The sequence below is a fragment of the Kitasatospora sp. NPDC001539 genome, assembly GCF_040298565.1.
GTDB lineage: Bacteria > Actinomycetota > Actinomycetes > Streptomycetales > Streptomycetaceae > Kitasatospora.
On sequence record NZ_JBEPAK010000002.1, the window covers coordinates 65,381 to 79,855 of the forward strand.

The window sequence follows — 14,475 nt, forward strand, 5'->3', positions numbered from 1 at the left end:
GTTGTCAGTGGCACGTTGCAGGGTGGTTCCCACAGGCCGGGACGCCGACCTGGCTCCCCCCGATCACCCCGTCGCCGGGCCACCCGTGTGCCCGGCGCCGACCCGAAGGAGCCCTCATGACCGACGTTCTGCGGCAACACGCCGAGGACGCCTTCGCCGGCGAACTGGCCGCACTGGCCGCGCAGGACGACCGGCCGCGCCCCGAGCGCTGGAAGCTCTCCCCGTGGGCCGTGGCGACCTACCTGCTCGGCGGCGAGCTGCCCGACGGCACCGCGATCACCCCCAAGTACATCGGCCCGCGCCGGGTGGTGGAGGTCGCCGTCACCACCCTGGCGACGGACCGCGCGCTGCTGCTGCTCGGTGTGCCCGGCACCGCCAAGACCTGGGTGTCCGAGCACCTGGCCGCGGCGATCAGCGGCGACTCCACCCTGCTGGTGCAGGGCACCGCCGGCACCCCCGAGGAGGCCGTCCGGTACGGCTGGAACTACGCCCAGCTGCTCACCCACGGCCCCAGCCGGGACGCCCTGGTGCCCTCGCCGCTGATGCGGGCGATGGCCGACGGCAGGATCGCCCGGGTCGAGGAGCTGACCCGCATCCCCGCCGACGTGCAGGACAGCCTGATCACCATCCTGTCCGAGAAGACCCTTCCGGTACCGGAACTGGGCACCGAGACCCAGGCCGTGCGCGGCTTCAACGTGATCGCCACCGCCAACGACCGGGACCGCGGCGTCAACGAGCTGTCCAGCGCGCTGCGCCGCCGCTTCAACACCGTGGTGCTGCCGCTGCCCGGCTCGCTGGAGGAGGAGGTCGACATCGTCACCCGCCGGGTCAACCAGCTCGGCCGCTCGCTCGAGCTGCCCGAACTGCCCGGCGGCGCCGAGGAGATCCGGCGGGTGGTCACCGTCTTCCGCGAGCTGCGGGCCGGGGTCACGGTGGACGGCCGGACGAAGGTGAAGACCCCGAGCAGCACCCTCTCCACCGCCGAGGCGATCTCGGTGGTCACCAACGGCCTGGCCCTGGCCGCCCACTTCGGCGACGGCGTGCTGCGCGCCGGGGACGTGACGGACGGCGTCGTCGGCGCCGTCGTCCGCGACCCGGTCGCCGACCGGGCGGTGTGGCGCGAGTACGTCGAAGGGGTGGTGCGCGAGCGCGACGGCTGGAAGGACTTCTACCGCGCCGCCCGCGAGGTGACGGCATGACCGAGGTCGCCCTGCTGGGCATCCGGCACCACGGACCGGGCTCGGCCCGGGCGGTGGCCGCCGCGCTGACGCAGTGGCAGCCGGACGCGGTGCTGATCGAAGGACCGCCGGAGGCCGACGACATCGTCCACCTCGCCGCCGGGAAGGACCTCGTCCCGCCGGTCGCCCTGCTCGCCCACGCCGTGGACGACCCGGCGCGGGCCGCCTTCTGGCCGTACGCCGAGTTCTCCCCCGAGTGGGTGGCGATCCGCCACGGCGTCGAGCACGGCCTGCCGGTCCACTTCATCGACCTGCCCGCCGGCTACGGCTTCGAGCCGCTCACCGGTGCCGACGGCACCGGCGGCGCCGGCGGACCGGCCGCCGACCCGCTGGCCCTGCTCGCCGAAGCCGCCGGGTACGACGACCCGGAGCGCTGGTGGGAGGACGTCATCGAGCACCGCGCCCCGGGCGAGGACGCGCTGGCGCCGTTCGCCGCCGTCGCCGAGGCGATGGGCGCGCTGCGCGCCGAGGGGCTCGGCGAGTCCCGCCGGGACCGGCTGCGCGAGGCGCACATGCGCCAGCGGATCCGCGCCGCCCGCCGGGCCGGCCACCGCCGGATCGCCGTGGTCTGCGGGGCCTTCCACGTCCCCGCGCTGGCGGCGATGCCCACCGTCGCCCACGACCGGGCGCTGCTCGCCGAGCTGCCGAAGAAGGTACGGGCGGACATCACCTGGATCCCGTGGACGCACCGCCGGCTCTCCCAGTCCACCGGCTACGGCGCGGGCGTCCAGTCGCCCGGCTGGTACCACCACCTGTTCACCACCACCGGCGACCCGGTGCCGCGCTGGCTCACCCGGGCCGCCGAGCTGCTGCGCGCCGAGGACCACCCGGTCTCCTCCGCGCACGTCATCGAGGCGGTCCGGCTCGCCGAGACCCTCGCGGTGCTGCGCGGCCGTCCGCTCGCCGGGCTGACCGAGACCCTGGACGCCGTCCGCGCGGTGCTCTGCGAGGGCTCGGAGGTCGCCCTGGAGCTCGTCCGGGACCGCCTGGTGGTCGGCGACGAACTCGGCGAGGTCCCCGACGCCGCACCGACGGTGCCGCTGCAGCGCGACCTCGCCCGGCTGCAGCGCTCGCTGCGCCTCAAGCCCGCGGCCGCGCCGCGGGACCTCGACCTGGACCTGCGCCAGGACACCGACGCCGCCCGGTCCCGGCTGCTGCACCGGCTGCGGCTGCTCGGCATCGAGTGGGGCGTGCCCGCCCGCTCCTCGGTCGCCTCCACCGGCACCTTCCGGGAGAGCTGGCGGCTGTGCTGGCAGCCCGAGTTCTCGGTCCGGATCGCCGAGGCCGCCCAGTGGGGCACCACGGTCGAGGAGGCCGCCGGCAACAAGGCGGTCGGCACCGCCCGCGCCGCCGGCGAACTCGCCGAGCTGACCGGGCTGGTGGAGACCTGCCTGCTGGCCGGGCTGTCCGACGCGCTGCCCGCCGTGATGCGGGTGCTCACCGACTGCGCGGCCCTGGACACCGACGTCGCTCACCTGGCCGGCGCGCTGCCCGCGCTGGTCCGCGCGCTGCGCTACGGCGACGTGCGCGGCACCGACCACGGCGCGCTCGCCGAGGCGGCGGCGGGCCTGGCCGAGCGGGTCTGCGTCGGACTGCCACCCGCCTGCGTCGGCCTGGACGCGGAGAGCGCGGCGGCGATGCGCGTGCGGATCGACGAGGTGCACGGCGCGATCGGCCTGCTGGCCTCCGCCGGGGGCGGGACCGCCGACCCGGCGGCGGACGCGGACGGTCCGGGGACGCCGGGCGGCCCGGAGGCCGCCGAGGGGGCACCGGACCGGGTCGGCCCGGCCGGCCTGGCCGACCGCTGGGCCGCCGCCCTGCGCTCGCTGGCCGCCCGCGAGCCGTCCGGCGGACCGGCCACCGGCGCCCCCGGTCTGCTGCGCGGCCGGGCCGTCCGGCTGCTGCTGGACGACGGCCGGCTCGACTCGGAGCAGGCCGGCCGCCGACTGCGGCTGGTGCTGTCCGTCGCCAGCGCCCCGGCCGACGCGGCCGGCTGGGTCGAGGGCTTCCTCACCGGCGGCGGCGCCCTGCTGCTGCACGACCCCCGGCTGCTCGCCCTGCTGGACGAGTGGCTGACGGGGGTGAGCGGCGAGGTCTTCACCGACGTCCTGCCGCTGCTGCGCCGCACCTTCGCCGGCCTCGAGGCGGGCGTGCGCACCACCATCGGCGGCCGGGTCGCGGCCGGCCCGCTGGGCGCGCCCCCGGCGGCGTCCGAGACGGCCGGCGAACTGGACCGGGAACGCGCCGAAGCCGCCGTCCCCGTGGTGGCCCTGCTGCTCGGCGTCCGCCCGAGGATCCCCCGGCAGACCACCGGCCGCGACACCTGACGCCGGTGGCACCTGATGCCGGCCGCACCGGACCCCGGCCGCACCGGACCCCGGCCGCACCGGACCGGCCGCGGCTGACCCGGACGAACGGGACCGCCGCACCACCCCGCCACCGCACCACCGCAGCACCCGGCGGCCGCACCGCTCACCCGCACCACCCGGCCACCGCACCACCCCGCCACCGCAGCACCCGGCGGCCGCACCGCCCACCCGCACCACCCCACCGCAACACCCGACCACCGCGTTACCGCTGAAGCAGGAGGCCGAGATGGCAGCGCCCACGACCGACGAACGGCTGCGCCGCTGGCGCCTGGTGCTCGGCGGCGAGGCCGACGGCACCGGCTGCACCCTGCGCGGCCGCGACGCCGCGATGGACGGCGCCCTGGCCGCGCTCTACCGGAGCGCCCCCGAGGAGGGCGGCCGGGTCCCGCGCGGCGGTCGCCGCAGCGCCGGTCTCGGCGGCTCGGCCCCGCAGGTGGCCCGCTGGCTGGGCGACATCCGCGAGTACTTCCCGTCGACCGTCGTCCAGCTGATGCAGCAGGACGCGATCAGCCGGCTCGGCCTGGACCGGCTGCTGCTGGAGCCGGAGATGCTGGAGGCCGTCGAACCGGACGTGCACCTGGTCGGCACCCTGCTCTCGCTCAAGCACGCGCTGCCCGAGACCACCCGGGAGACCGCCCGCGCCGTGGTCGGCAAGGTGGTCGCCGACCTGGAGCGCCGGCTCGCCGACCGGACCAGGGCCACCCTGGGCGGCGCCCTCGACCGCAGCGCGAAGGTGAACCGGCCGCGTCAGCGGGACATCGACTGGGACCGGACGATCCGGGCCAACCTGAAGAACTACCTGCCGGAGCACGGCACCGTCGTCCCCGAGCGGCTGGTCGGCTACGCCCGCGCCCAGCGCGCGGTGAAGAAGGAGGTCATCCTCTGCGTCGACCAGTCCGGCTCGATGGCGCCGTCGGTGGTGCACTCGGCGGTGTTCGGCGCGGTGCTCTCCTCGATGCGCACCCTGGACACCCGGCTGGTCGTCTTCGACACCTCGGTGGTCGACCTCACCGAGCAGCTCACCGACCCGGTCGACGTCCTGTTCGCCACCCAGCTCGGCGGCGGCACGGACATCAACCGCGCGCTCGCCTACTGCCAGTCGAGGATCACCCGGCCCTCCGAGACCGTCGTGGTGCTGATCAGCGACCTCTACGAGGGAGGCATCCGGGACGGCATGCTCAAGCGGGTCGCCGCGATGAAGGCGGCCGGCGTCCAGTTCATCGCCCTGCTCGCGCTGTCCGACGAGGGCGCACCGTCGTACGACCACGCCCACGCGGCCGCGCTGGCCGCCCTCGGCGCCCCGGCCTTCGCCTGCACCCCGGATGTCTTCCCCGAGATCATGGCGGCGGCGATCGAGAAGCGCCCGCTCCCGTGGCACCTGGTCAAGGGGGCGGAACGGGGGGTGTGACGGCCTCACCCGGGCGGGTGAACCCGCCCGATCGGCGGACCGGGCGTCCGGGCTGATCTGTGACGGTTCTCACCCAAGCCGGACAGGCCCCGGGCGGAACAGGCCCGTCCCACGGGGATAACCTGCCAGACGGACGTGACGCGCGTGTTGATTGACGTGTGCGCCCGTGGCTGTGTGGGCCGCAAGGCCGTACCTCTGCGTACCCGCACCGCCCCGACGACCCGCAGCGAAGATCCTGCCGTGGCACGCTCGTAGAGACACAATCCGCGACCACGAACAAGGACAAACACGTGGACCTGTTCGAGTACCAGGCGAGGGACCTCTTCGCCAAGCACGGCGTGCCCGTGCTTGACGGCGATGTCATCGAGACCGCCGCAGACGCTGCCGCCATCGCGGAGCGCTTCGGCGGCCGCGCCGTCGTCAAGGCTCAGGTGAAGGTGGGTGGCCGAGGCAAGGCCGGTGGCGTCAAGCTCGCCGCCGACCCGGCGGACGCCGTCGCCAAGGCCGAGCAGATCCTCGGCATGGACATCAAGGGCCACACCGTGCACAAGGTGATGCTGGCCCAGACCGCGGACATCCAGGAGGAGTACTACGTCTCCTACCTGCTGGACCGCGCCAACCGCACCTTCCTGGCCATGGCCAGCGTCGAGGGCGGCATGGACATCGAGGAGGTCGCGGCCACCAAGCCCGAGGCCCTCGCGAAGATCCCGGTGGACGCGAACGAGGGCGTGACCGCGGAGAAGGCCGCCGAGATCGTGGCCGCCGCGAAGTTCCCGGCCGACGTCGCCCCGCAGATCGCCGAGGTCCTGCAGACCCTGTGGACCGTCTTCGTCAAGGAGGACGCCCTCCTGGTCGAGGTCAACCCGCTGATCAAGTCGGGTGACGGCCGGATCATCGCCCTCGACGGCAAGGTCTCGCTGGACGCGAACGCCGACTTCCGCCAGCCCGAGCACGAGGCGCTGGAGGACAAGGCCGCGGCCAACCCGCTCGAGGCCGCCGCCAAGGCCAAGGGCCTGAACTACGTCAAGCTCGACGGCCAGGTCGGCATCATCGGCAACGGCGCGGGCCTCGTCATGAGCACCCTCGACGTGGTCGCCTACGCCGGTGAGAAGCACGGCGGCGTCAAGCCCGCCAACTTCCTCGACATCGGCGGCGGCGCCTCGGCCGAGGTCATGGCGAACGGCCTGGAGATCATCCTGGGCGACCCGGACGTCAAGTCGGTCTTCGTCAACGTCTTCGGTGGCATCACCGCCTGTGACGCGGTCGCCAACGGCATCGTGCAGGCCCTGGCCCTCCTCGAGGAGAAGGGCGAGGAGGTCACCAAGCCGCTGGTCGTCCGTCTGGACGGCAACAACGCCGAGCTGGGTCGCAAGATCCTGACCGACGCCAACCACCCGCTGGTCCAGCAGGTGGACACCATGGACGGCGCCGCGGACCGCGCCGCCGAGCTGGCCAACAAGTAAGGAAGGGGACTTTCACACCATGGCTATCTTCCTTACCAAGGACAGCAAGGTCATCGTCCAGGGCATGACCGGCTCCGAGGGCATGAAGCACACCCGCCGCATGCTCGCCTCCGGCACCCAGATCGTCGGCGGTGTCAACCCGCGCAAGGCCGGCACCACGGTCGACGTCGACGGCACCGAGATCCCGGTGTTCGGCTCGGTCGCCGAGGCGATGGAGAAGACCGGTGCCGACGTCACCGTCGTCTTCGTCCCGCCGGCGTTCACCAAGGCCGCCGTCGTCGAGGCCATCGACGCCGAGATCGGTCTGGCCGTCGTGATCACCGAGGGCGTCCCGGTGCACGACACCGCCGCCTTCTGGGCCCACGCCGGCGCCAAGGGCAACAAGACCCGGATCATCGGTCCGAACTGCCCCGGCCTGATCAGCCCCGGACAGTCGAACGCCGGCATCATCCCGGCCGACATCACCAGCGCCGGCAAGATCGGCCTGGTCTCGAAGTCCGGCACCCTGACCTACCAGCTCATGTACGAGCTGCGCGACATCGGCTTCTCCTCGGCCGTGGGCATCGGCGGTGACCCGGTCATCGGCACCACCCACATCGACGCCCTCAAGGCGTTCCAGGAGGACCCGGAGACCGAGATCATCGTCATGATCGGTGAGATCGGTGGCGACGCCGAGGAGCGCGCCGCGGCCTTCATCAAGGAGAACGTGACCAAGCCGGTCGTCGGCTACGTCGCGGGCTTCACCGCCCCCGAGGGCAAGACCATGGGCCACGCCGGCGCCATCGTCTCCGGTTCCTCGGGCACCGCCCAGGCGAAGAAGGAGGCCCTCGAGGCCGCCGGTGTCAAGGTCGGCAAGACGCCGTCCGAGACCGCCCGCCTGGCCCGCGAGATCATCGCCGCCCAGGCCTGATCCCGCTCCGGCGCAGTGAGCGCCCCCGCCCTCCCGGGCGGGGGCGCTCGCCGTTTCGGCGCCGGAGCTCCGGTCCTCGCGGTTCCGGTCCTCGCGGTTCCGGTGCCCGCGGTGTCAGTGCCTGGGGCCCGTCGTGCAGGGCAGCGGGGACCACAGCGGACAGGCCGCCGGGCCCTGCTGCGGCGGCGGCGCCTGGACCACCGAGGGCGGCAGCTCCCAGCGCGCCACCGCCTGCGGCTGCCGGTCCACCACCACCGCCTCCAGGCCGGCCGCCGGGCTGCACCACAGACTGGCGATGCCGTTCGGCGCCCCGCCCGGCAGCAGCGGCACTCCGGGCGGCTCGACCTCCGCGGTGGGGGCCGGCACGCACAGCGCGGGCGTCGGCTGCACCCTCGGCTGGAACAGCGCCGCCGGCCGCAGCCCGGCCAGGGTCGCCACCGTCGCCCCGCCCACCGCGACCGTCAGCAGCGCCGCCGCGCCCGTCCGGCTCGCCGTCGACAACCGGTGCCGGGCCCGCAGCACCGGCACCGGCGAGCGGTGCGGCTCCGGGCACCCCCGTACCGCCGCCCGGTGCAGCAGCCCGCTCAGCCCGTCCGCGAAGCCGGGGGCCGTCGGGTCCGGCCCGACCAGGTCCGGCACCGACTGCGCCAACGCCGCCCGGGCCGCCCAGACCCGGCCCTCGGCGGCCGCCAGGGTGGACTCCACCTCCACCGCGATCGCCGCCGCGGGCAGCCCCAGCCCGTCGTGCAGCACCAGCGCCCGCCGCTGCGGCCGGGACAGCCGGCGCAGGGCCTTCAGCAGGGCCTTGTCCCGGTCGGTCAGCCGGTCGTGGTCCGGCAGGACCGCCTGGGCTTCGTTCGCCGGCCGTACCCTGATCCGCCGGTGCGGCAGCGTCCACGCGTGTGCCCGTCGCGGCCCGCCCCGGTGCCACGGCGACAGCGCCAGCTCGGACGCCCGCACCCGGACCCAGCCCTCCGGGTCGCCGGAGCGGATCACCTCGTCCCAGCCGCGCCGCGCCTGCCCGAACGCCCGTCGCACGCAGTGCACCGCCCGGTGCCGGCACGCGGTGAGCAGGAACACCTGCTGCACCAGCCGGGTGTACGTCTGCTCGTAGAGGTCGTCGAAGCTCGGCGCGGGTTCGTCCGAGAGGTCCCGCCCGCTCCCGGCCTCGGTGAGCGCCAGCTCGATGCGCTCCCTGCGGTCGGCGGAGGGCGCCGGGGCGCCCCGGAGGGCCGGTGCCGGCGTCGCCGTCCGCGGCGCGGGCGCGTGCCGCTCCGGGGCGGCGGCCCGGCCGGGCGCGGGGTGGACGGCGGGTGCGTCCTGCCCGGCGGTCGGCTGCGGCCGCCCGTCGCGGGCGGTGGGGGCGCCGGGAGCGCCGGGGTCGGCCGAGTGCGGCGTGTGCCGTGGTACGGCCGCGTGCTGTCGCGCGGCCGTGCCGGTCCCCGCTTCCGTGACCGCGGCCGCGGCCGCGGCCGTCCCGGTGCCCAGGGGCGCCTTGACTGTCTCGGGCGTCTCGGGCGGCGCACCGGCCCGGGCGGCCGTCCGGGTGTCCTGGGTCCGTTCCTGCGTGGGCGCGCCGCCGGCCCGGCCCTCGCGGCCGGGGGAGCGGCGGTGCCGCCCCTTCCCGCCGGGCCGGGGGGCGGACGGGTCGCGGGCCGCGGCCGGGTCGGCCGTCACGCCGCCGTGTTCCCCGGTGGTCGCCGGGGACGCGTTCGGCCGGGCGGGTGCGTCCGGTGATCGTCGGCCGGGCCCGGTGGGGGGCGCGGTCCTGATGAGGGCGACGGCGGCGGACTCGGTGGGGCAGCCGAGCTTCCGCATGGCGCGGTGGAGGTAGTTGCGCGCGGTGCCGGGGGTGACCCCGAGGGCCGAGGCGGTGTGCTGGAGGTCGTGGCCGGCGGCGAGGTGGGCGATGGCCTGGGCCTCACGGGGTGTCAGCTTCCGCAGCGGGTCGGTGGCGCGGGTGGGGGGCGTGGTCATCAGACGCTCCGGGCCGGGGCTCCGGCGGCTTGGGGGCAGGGTCTGAAAAGGCGCATAAGCCAATAATCTGGGACACGGCGGCGGTTTGCCGCTTCACGGAGCATGGCGAGTCGCCTTGGCAGCATGAGCCCCATGACACAGCTGATGGGCCGTCCGATCCTGGAAGTGCCCGGCGAATTGGGCGGACGCCCTGTGCTGGCCGACCTGTTGACGGGAGTGCGGACGGCGCTGGTCGGCCTCGCGGTGGTCACCGTACCGGTGGTCGGACTCTGGATCGTGACACCGTACGCCGACTCGGGCGCGGCGGGCGCCACCCGGTTGGCGGGCGCCCTCTGGTTGCTGGGGCACGGCGCGCCGGTGCTGCGCGGTGGCGGGGACGCCCCGCTGACCGTCACCCCGCTGCTGCTCGCCGCCCTGGCGGCGGTGCGGCTGTACCGGGCGGCCGCCGGGGTGGTGTCCCGGCGTGCGCTGCGCTCCTCCCGGAGCGGTCCGCTGGCGCTGTGGTCGGGCTACTGCGCGGTGGCGGTCGCGGTGGCACTGCACTGCGCGGGCGGCGGCCCGTTCCGCAGCCGGGTGCTGCCGGACCTCCTGGCGGTCGGCCTGTTCGCCGCCCTGGCGGTGGCCGCGGGTGTCCGCTCGGCCCGACCCGGCCCGGCCGAGGGCCTGCCGCTGTCCCTGCTCGACCGGCTGCCCCCGGGCTGGCGGCCGACCGGCGGCTCGGCCGCGGTGCGGCGGGCGGCCGGAGCGGCGGGTGCGGGGCTGGTCGCGGCGGGCGGAGCGCTGGTCGCGGTGGCGGCGGTGGTGGACGCGATGACCGGCGGCGGGCGCGGGATGTCCCTGCTCAGGGGCGGTCCCGCCGCGCTGCTCGGGCTGCTGCTGCTCACCGTGCTGCTGCTGCCGAACGCGGTGCTGTGGGGTTCTGCGTACGCGCTGGGCCCCGGTTTCGTGGTCGGCGCGGGCACCCAGGTGTCGCCGGGCGGAACGGAGCTCGGGCCGGTGCCGGAGTTCCCCCTGTTCGCCCTGCTGCCCGAGGAGGGCCCGGGCGGCTGGCGGCTCGCGGCGCTGGCCCTGCCGCTGCTGGCGGGAGCGGTGCCGGCCGTCCTGCTGGGCCGTGCGGCGGCCGGTCGGCCCTCCCCGCAGGCACGCGGCGCCGGGCCCGGCGAGACGCACGGCACCGGGGACGGCGACGAGTGGGGTGACGGGTACGGCGACGGACCGGGCGGCGAGCGCGTCGACGGGCAGGGCGCGCCCTGGCCGCCCGCCGCGACCGTGGCGGCGGCGCTGGCGGCCGCGCTGCTGCTCGGCGCCGGTGCGGCGGTGCTGGGCCGGCTGTCGGGCGGCGCGCTGGCGGGCGGGCGGATGGCCTGGCTGGGGCCGGTGCCGTGGTGGACGGGCCCGGCGGCGGCCGGCTGGCTCGCCCTGGTCGCCGTTCCGGGAGCCCTGCTGGTGCGCCACCGCGCGCTCGCTCCGGGAGCCCCTCGGGCCAGGGCGGCCACCGTGGGCGCCTGCGCCCGGCTCTCGGCGCCCGCGCGCCGGAGCGCACTGCGGCTGCGCGCCCGTACGTTCGCCCTCGTGCGGCGCCTGGCGGGCGGGGACCCCACCGGCTGAGCCCGTCGCCCGCGCGGCCTGCCACCTCCCCGGCCTGATGCCCCCTCAGTCCGGCGCCGCTCAGCCGACGCCCACTCCGACCGGCGCCCGCGCCCCTGCGGCCCGACGCCCGGTCGGCGAGCCGCCTACTCGGCGTTGCCGGTGAAGTCCACGTACCACTGCGGCGCGTACCGGTCGCAGTTCTCGGTGCCGACGGTGGTCAGCGAATCCTGGACGCAGGTCACGTAGTCCTGGTAGTAGACCCCGAGCCCGATCATCAGCCCGACCATCGCGACGGTCATCGCACCGGTCAGGATCCCGGCGAGCGCGGCCGGGGTGAGGGGGTTCGGCGCCCGGGTGAGCGGGTTCGGGGCGGGGGCCCCGGAGGCCGCCGCCCCGGCCGCAGTGGCGCCGGTCGGGCCGGCGCCGGCCGTCGGCCGCTTGGTCCGCAGCGCGCTGACCCCCCAGTAGATGGCGAGCAGGGCGACCAGCAGCGCGACCCAGTGGAACTCCGCGAACAGGCAGAGCAGCGCGAACGGCCCGGCCAGCGCGGCGTTGCGGGCCCGGCGGTGGGTCGGGTCGGTCGGGTCGAGGCGCGGCGGCTGCGGCGCGGGCGGGCGCTGCCCGGGGCGGCCGTCGCCGGGGCCCTGTCCCCACGGCGGCGGCAGCTGGGGGCGGTCGTCGCCGCCCTGGCCGCCGTTGCCCCCCGGGCCCTGGCCGGGCCAGCCGCCGCGCGGCTGCCACGGCTGGTCCGGGGCGTCCGCCGGCGGCGGCGCGAAGGGGTTGTGCTCGCCGTTGTCGTCGCCGCTGCTCATCGGTTCAGCCATTCCTTCTCGGTCGGGGCCCGGGCGGAGGGTCTCGTGTCGGAGCGGTCTCCGCGTCCCCCCATGATCCCGCAGCCGTCCGGGCGCCCGGCGGGGGCCCGTGCCCCCGGGCCGGCGGGGAGTCCCGGCCCCGGCCCGGCGAGGCCCCGAACCCGGGCCGGCGGGCAGTCGCGTCCCGGCCCGGCGGCGGTCCGCGACCGGGGCGCCCCGGGCCCGAGGAGATCCCCGTCTCAACTACGCGCGTAGCGCTGCCCGGACCGTGCGGAGGCCGTCCGACCAGCCGTTATCGTGGTGACGGTCAGCAGCTCACATCGGTTCCCGGGGCTCCGCGTCGCGGCGGGTTCCCCCGGTGTTCCCCTTCGCTCGACCTGCCGTTCGTAGTGGCCCCACCGCCGGTGGACGTACCAGCGGACGGCGCCCGACCAACGGAGAATCGCGCAGTGGCCGCCGCCCCCGCCCAGCTCTTCCCGCCCCGTACGCCCGGACCGGCTCGCCTGGTGGTGCTGGTCTCCGGCTCCGGCACCAATCTGCAGGCGCTGATCGACGCCGTCGCCGACCCCGCCTACGGCGCCGAGATCGTCGCCGTGGGTGCGGACCGGGACGGCATCGCCGGTCTGGAGCGCGCCGAGAAGGCCGGTCTGCCGACCTTCGTCCACCGCGTGAAGGACTTCCCGGACCGGGCCGAGTGGGACCGCGCGCTGACCGCCTCCGTCGCCGGACACGAGCCGGACCTGGTGGTCACGGCCGGCTTCATGAAGATCCTCGGCCCCCGGTTCATCACGGCCTTCGCCGGGCGGATCGTCAACACCCACCCCGCACTGCTGCCCGCCTTCCCCGGCGCCCACGGCGTCCGCGACGCCCTCGCGTACGGGGTGAAGGTCACCGGCTGCACCGTCCACCTGGTCGACGCCGGGGTGGACACCGGGCCGATCATCGCGCAGGGCGTCGTCGAGGTCGTCGACGCCGACCACGCCGATGGCGGCGACGCGCTGCACGAGCGCATCAAGACTGTCGAGCGCAAGCTGCTCGTCGACGTCGTGGGCCGGCTGGCCCGCGAAGGTCACCGCATCGAGGACCGAAAGGTATGGATTCCGGCATGAGCTCCACCACGCCGCCCGTTTCGGAGAACATCCGTCCGATCCGTCGCGCGCTGATCAGCGTGTACGACAAGACCGGTCTGGAGGAGCTGGCCCAGGGCCTGCACGCCGCCGGGGTCGCCATCGTCTCCACCGGCTCCACCGCCGGCCGGATCGCCGCCGCCGGTGTCCCGGTGACCGAGGTCTCCGAGCTGACCGGCTTCCCGGAGTGCCTGGACGGCCGCGTGAAGACGCTGCACCCCCGGGTGCACGCCGGCGTGCTGGCCGACCTCCGGCTGGAGTCGCACCGCGCGCAGCTGGCCGAGCTGGGCGTCGAGCCCTTCGACCTGGTCGTGGTCAACCTCTACCCGTTCAAGGCCACCGTCGCCTCCGGCGCCACCCCGGACGAGTGCGTCGAGCAGATCGACATCGGCGGCCCGAGCATGGTCCGCGCCGCCGCCAAGAACCACCCCTCGGTGGCCGTCGTGGTCGACCCGGCCCGCTACGCGGACGTGCTCAAGGCCGTCCAGGACGGCGGCTTCGACCTGGCCACCCGCAAGCGCCTGGCCGGTGCCGCGTTCGCCCATACCGCCGCCTACGACGTGGCCGTCGCCTCCTGGTTCGAGGCCGGCTACGCCCCCGGCGACGAGCGCTTCCCCGGCTTCCTCGGCGGCACCTGGGAGCGGCAGGACGTGCTGCGCTACGGCGAGAACCCGCACCAGGGCGCCGCGCTGTACAGCGACGGAACGGGCGGCCTGGCCGGCGCGCGGCAGCTGCACGGCAAGGAGATGTCGTACAACAACTACGTCGACACCGACGCCGCCCGCCGCGCCGCGTACGACCACGCCGAGCCGGCCGTCGCGATCATCAAGCACGCCAACCCGTGCGGCATCGCGATCGGCGCCGACGTCGTCGAGGCGCACCGCAAGGCGCACGAGTGCGACCCGGTCTCCGCGTACGGCGGCGTGATCGCGGTCAACCGCCCGGTCACCGTCGAGCTGGCCGAGCAGATCGCCCCGATCTTCACCGAGGTTGTCGTGGCCCCCGGCTACGAGGAGGGCGCTGTCGAGGTGCTGGCCCGCAAGAAGAACCTGCGGGTGCTGCTCGCCCCGGAGCCCCCGGCCAACCGCCAGGAGATCCGTCCGATCTCCGGCGGCGTGCTGCTCCAGGACGCCGACCGGGTGCACGCCGAGGGCGACGACCCGGCGAACTGGACGCTGGCCAGCGGCGAGGCGCTCTCCGAGGCCGAGCTGGCCGAACTGGCCTTCGCCTGGCGGGCCTGCCGGGCCGTCAAGTCCAACGCGATCCTGCTGGCCAAGGACGGCGCCTCGGTCGGCGTCGGCATGGGCCAGGTCAACCGGGTCGACTCCTGCAAGCTCGCGGTCGAGCGGGCCGGCGAGCGGGCCGCGGGCTCGTACGCGGCCTCGGACGCCTTCTTCCCGTTCCCGGACGGCCCGGAGATCCTGATCGCCGCGGGCGTGAAGGCGATCGTGCAGCCGGGCGGTTCGATCCGTGACGAGCAGGTCGTCGAGGCGGCCGCCAAGGCGGGCGTGACGATGTACTTCACCGGCGCCCGGCACTTCTTCCACTGAGTGCACGAAGCGGCCCGGCCCCTCCGAGGAG

At 75.7% G+C, this 14,475-nt stretch carries 10 protein-coding genes; 8 read left to right on the plus strand and 2 right to left on the minus strand.

Annotated elements, in window-relative coordinates; all coding sequences use genetic code 11:
• Nucleotides 1-116: 116 nt before the first annotated feature.
• The 5 genes from ABT247_RS00935 to sucD all read left to right on the plus strand — a co-directional run bounded on the left by ABT247_RS00935 (nucleotide 117) and on the right by sucD (nucleotide 7,388).
• On the plus strand, nucleotides 117-1,199 hold the full coding sequence (locus ABT247_RS00935) for an ATP-binding protein (protein WP_350735833.1): 1,083 nt from the start codon (nucleotides 117-119) through the stop codon (nucleotides 1,197-1,199).
• Nucleotides 1,196-3,565, plus strand: a complete 2,370-nt coding sequence (locus tag ABT247_RS00940) for a DUF5682 family protein (protein WP_350735836.1) — start codon at nucleotides 1,196-1,198, stop codon at nucleotides 3,563-3,565. The genes ABT247_RS00935 and ABT247_RS00940 overlap by 4 nt, the downstream gene beginning before the upstream one ends.
• Nucleotides 3,566-3,833: 268 nt before the next feature.
• On the plus strand, nucleotides 3,834-5,015 hold the full coding sequence (locus ABT247_RS00945; protein WP_350735839.1) for a VWA domain-containing protein: 1,182 nt from the start codon (nucleotides 3,834-3,836) through the stop codon (nucleotides 5,013-5,015).
• Nucleotides 5,016-5,305: 290 nt separating this feature from the next.
• Complete coding sequence (sucC, locus tag ABT247_RS00950) at nucleotides 5,306-6,478, plus strand: ADP-forming succinate--CoA ligase subunit beta (protein ID WP_350735842.1); 1,173 nt, start codon at nucleotides 5,306-5,308, stop codon at nucleotides 6,476-6,478.
• Between the two features lie 19 nt (nucleotides 6,479-6,497).
• Nucleotides 6,498-7,388, plus strand: a complete 891-nt coding sequence (sucD, locus tag ABT247_RS00955; RefSeq protein ID WP_350735845.1) for a succinate--CoA ligase subunit alpha — start codon at nucleotides 6,498-6,500, stop codon at nucleotides 7,386-7,388.
• 114 nt (nucleotides 7,389-7,502) lie between these two features.
• Here sucD and ABT247_RS00960 read toward each other — a convergent pair whose 3' ends face one another.
• Nucleotides 7,503-9,365 carry a sigma factor-like helix-turn-helix DNA-binding protein gene (locus tag ABT247_RS00960; RefSeq protein ID WP_350735848.1) on the minus strand — a complete coding sequence of 621 codons (1,863 nt, stop codon included), beginning with the start codon at nucleotides 9,363-9,365 and terminating at the stop codon, nucleotides 7,503-7,505.
• A 132-nt stretch (nucleotides 9,366-9,497) separates the two neighbouring features.
• On the opposite strand from ABT247_RS00960, the gene ABT247_RS00965 reads away from it, so the two are divergent.
• A complete protein-coding gene (locus ABT247_RS00965) occupies nucleotides 9,498-10,973 on the plus strand; it encodes a cell division protein PerM (protein ID WP_350735850.1) in 1,476 nt (491 codons plus the stop codon).
• Between the two features lie 125 nt (nucleotides 10,974-11,098).
• Here ABT247_RS00965 and ABT247_RS00970 read toward each other — a convergent pair whose 3' ends face one another.
• On the minus strand, nucleotides 11,099-11,767 hold the full coding sequence (locus ABT247_RS00970) for a hypothetical protein (protein ID WP_350735852.1): 669 nt from the start codon (nucleotides 11,765-11,767) through the stop codon (nucleotides 11,099-11,101).
• A 449-nt stretch (nucleotides 11,768-12,216) separates the two neighbouring features.
• Here ABT247_RS00970 and purN point away from each other — a divergent pair, with 449 nt between their 5' ends.
• Together purN and purH are read left to right on the plus strand one after the other, a co-directional pair.
• Complete coding sequence (gene purN / locus ABT247_RS00975) at nucleotides 12,217-12,876, plus strand: phosphoribosylglycinamide formyltransferase (protein WP_350735855.1); 660 nt, start codon at nucleotides 12,217-12,219, stop codon at nucleotides 12,874-12,876.
• Nucleotides 12,873-14,444: a bifunctional phosphoribosylaminoimidazolecarboxamide formyltransferase/IMP cyclohydrolase gene (gene purH, locus ABT247_RS00980; RefSeq protein WP_350735857.1), complete on the plus strand. Its 1,572-nt coding sequence runs from the start codon at nucleotides 12,873-12,875 to the stop codon at nucleotides 14,442-14,444. Before purN ends, purH begins: the two co-directional genes overlap by 4 nt.
• Nucleotides 14,445-14,475: the final 31 nt, after the last annotated feature.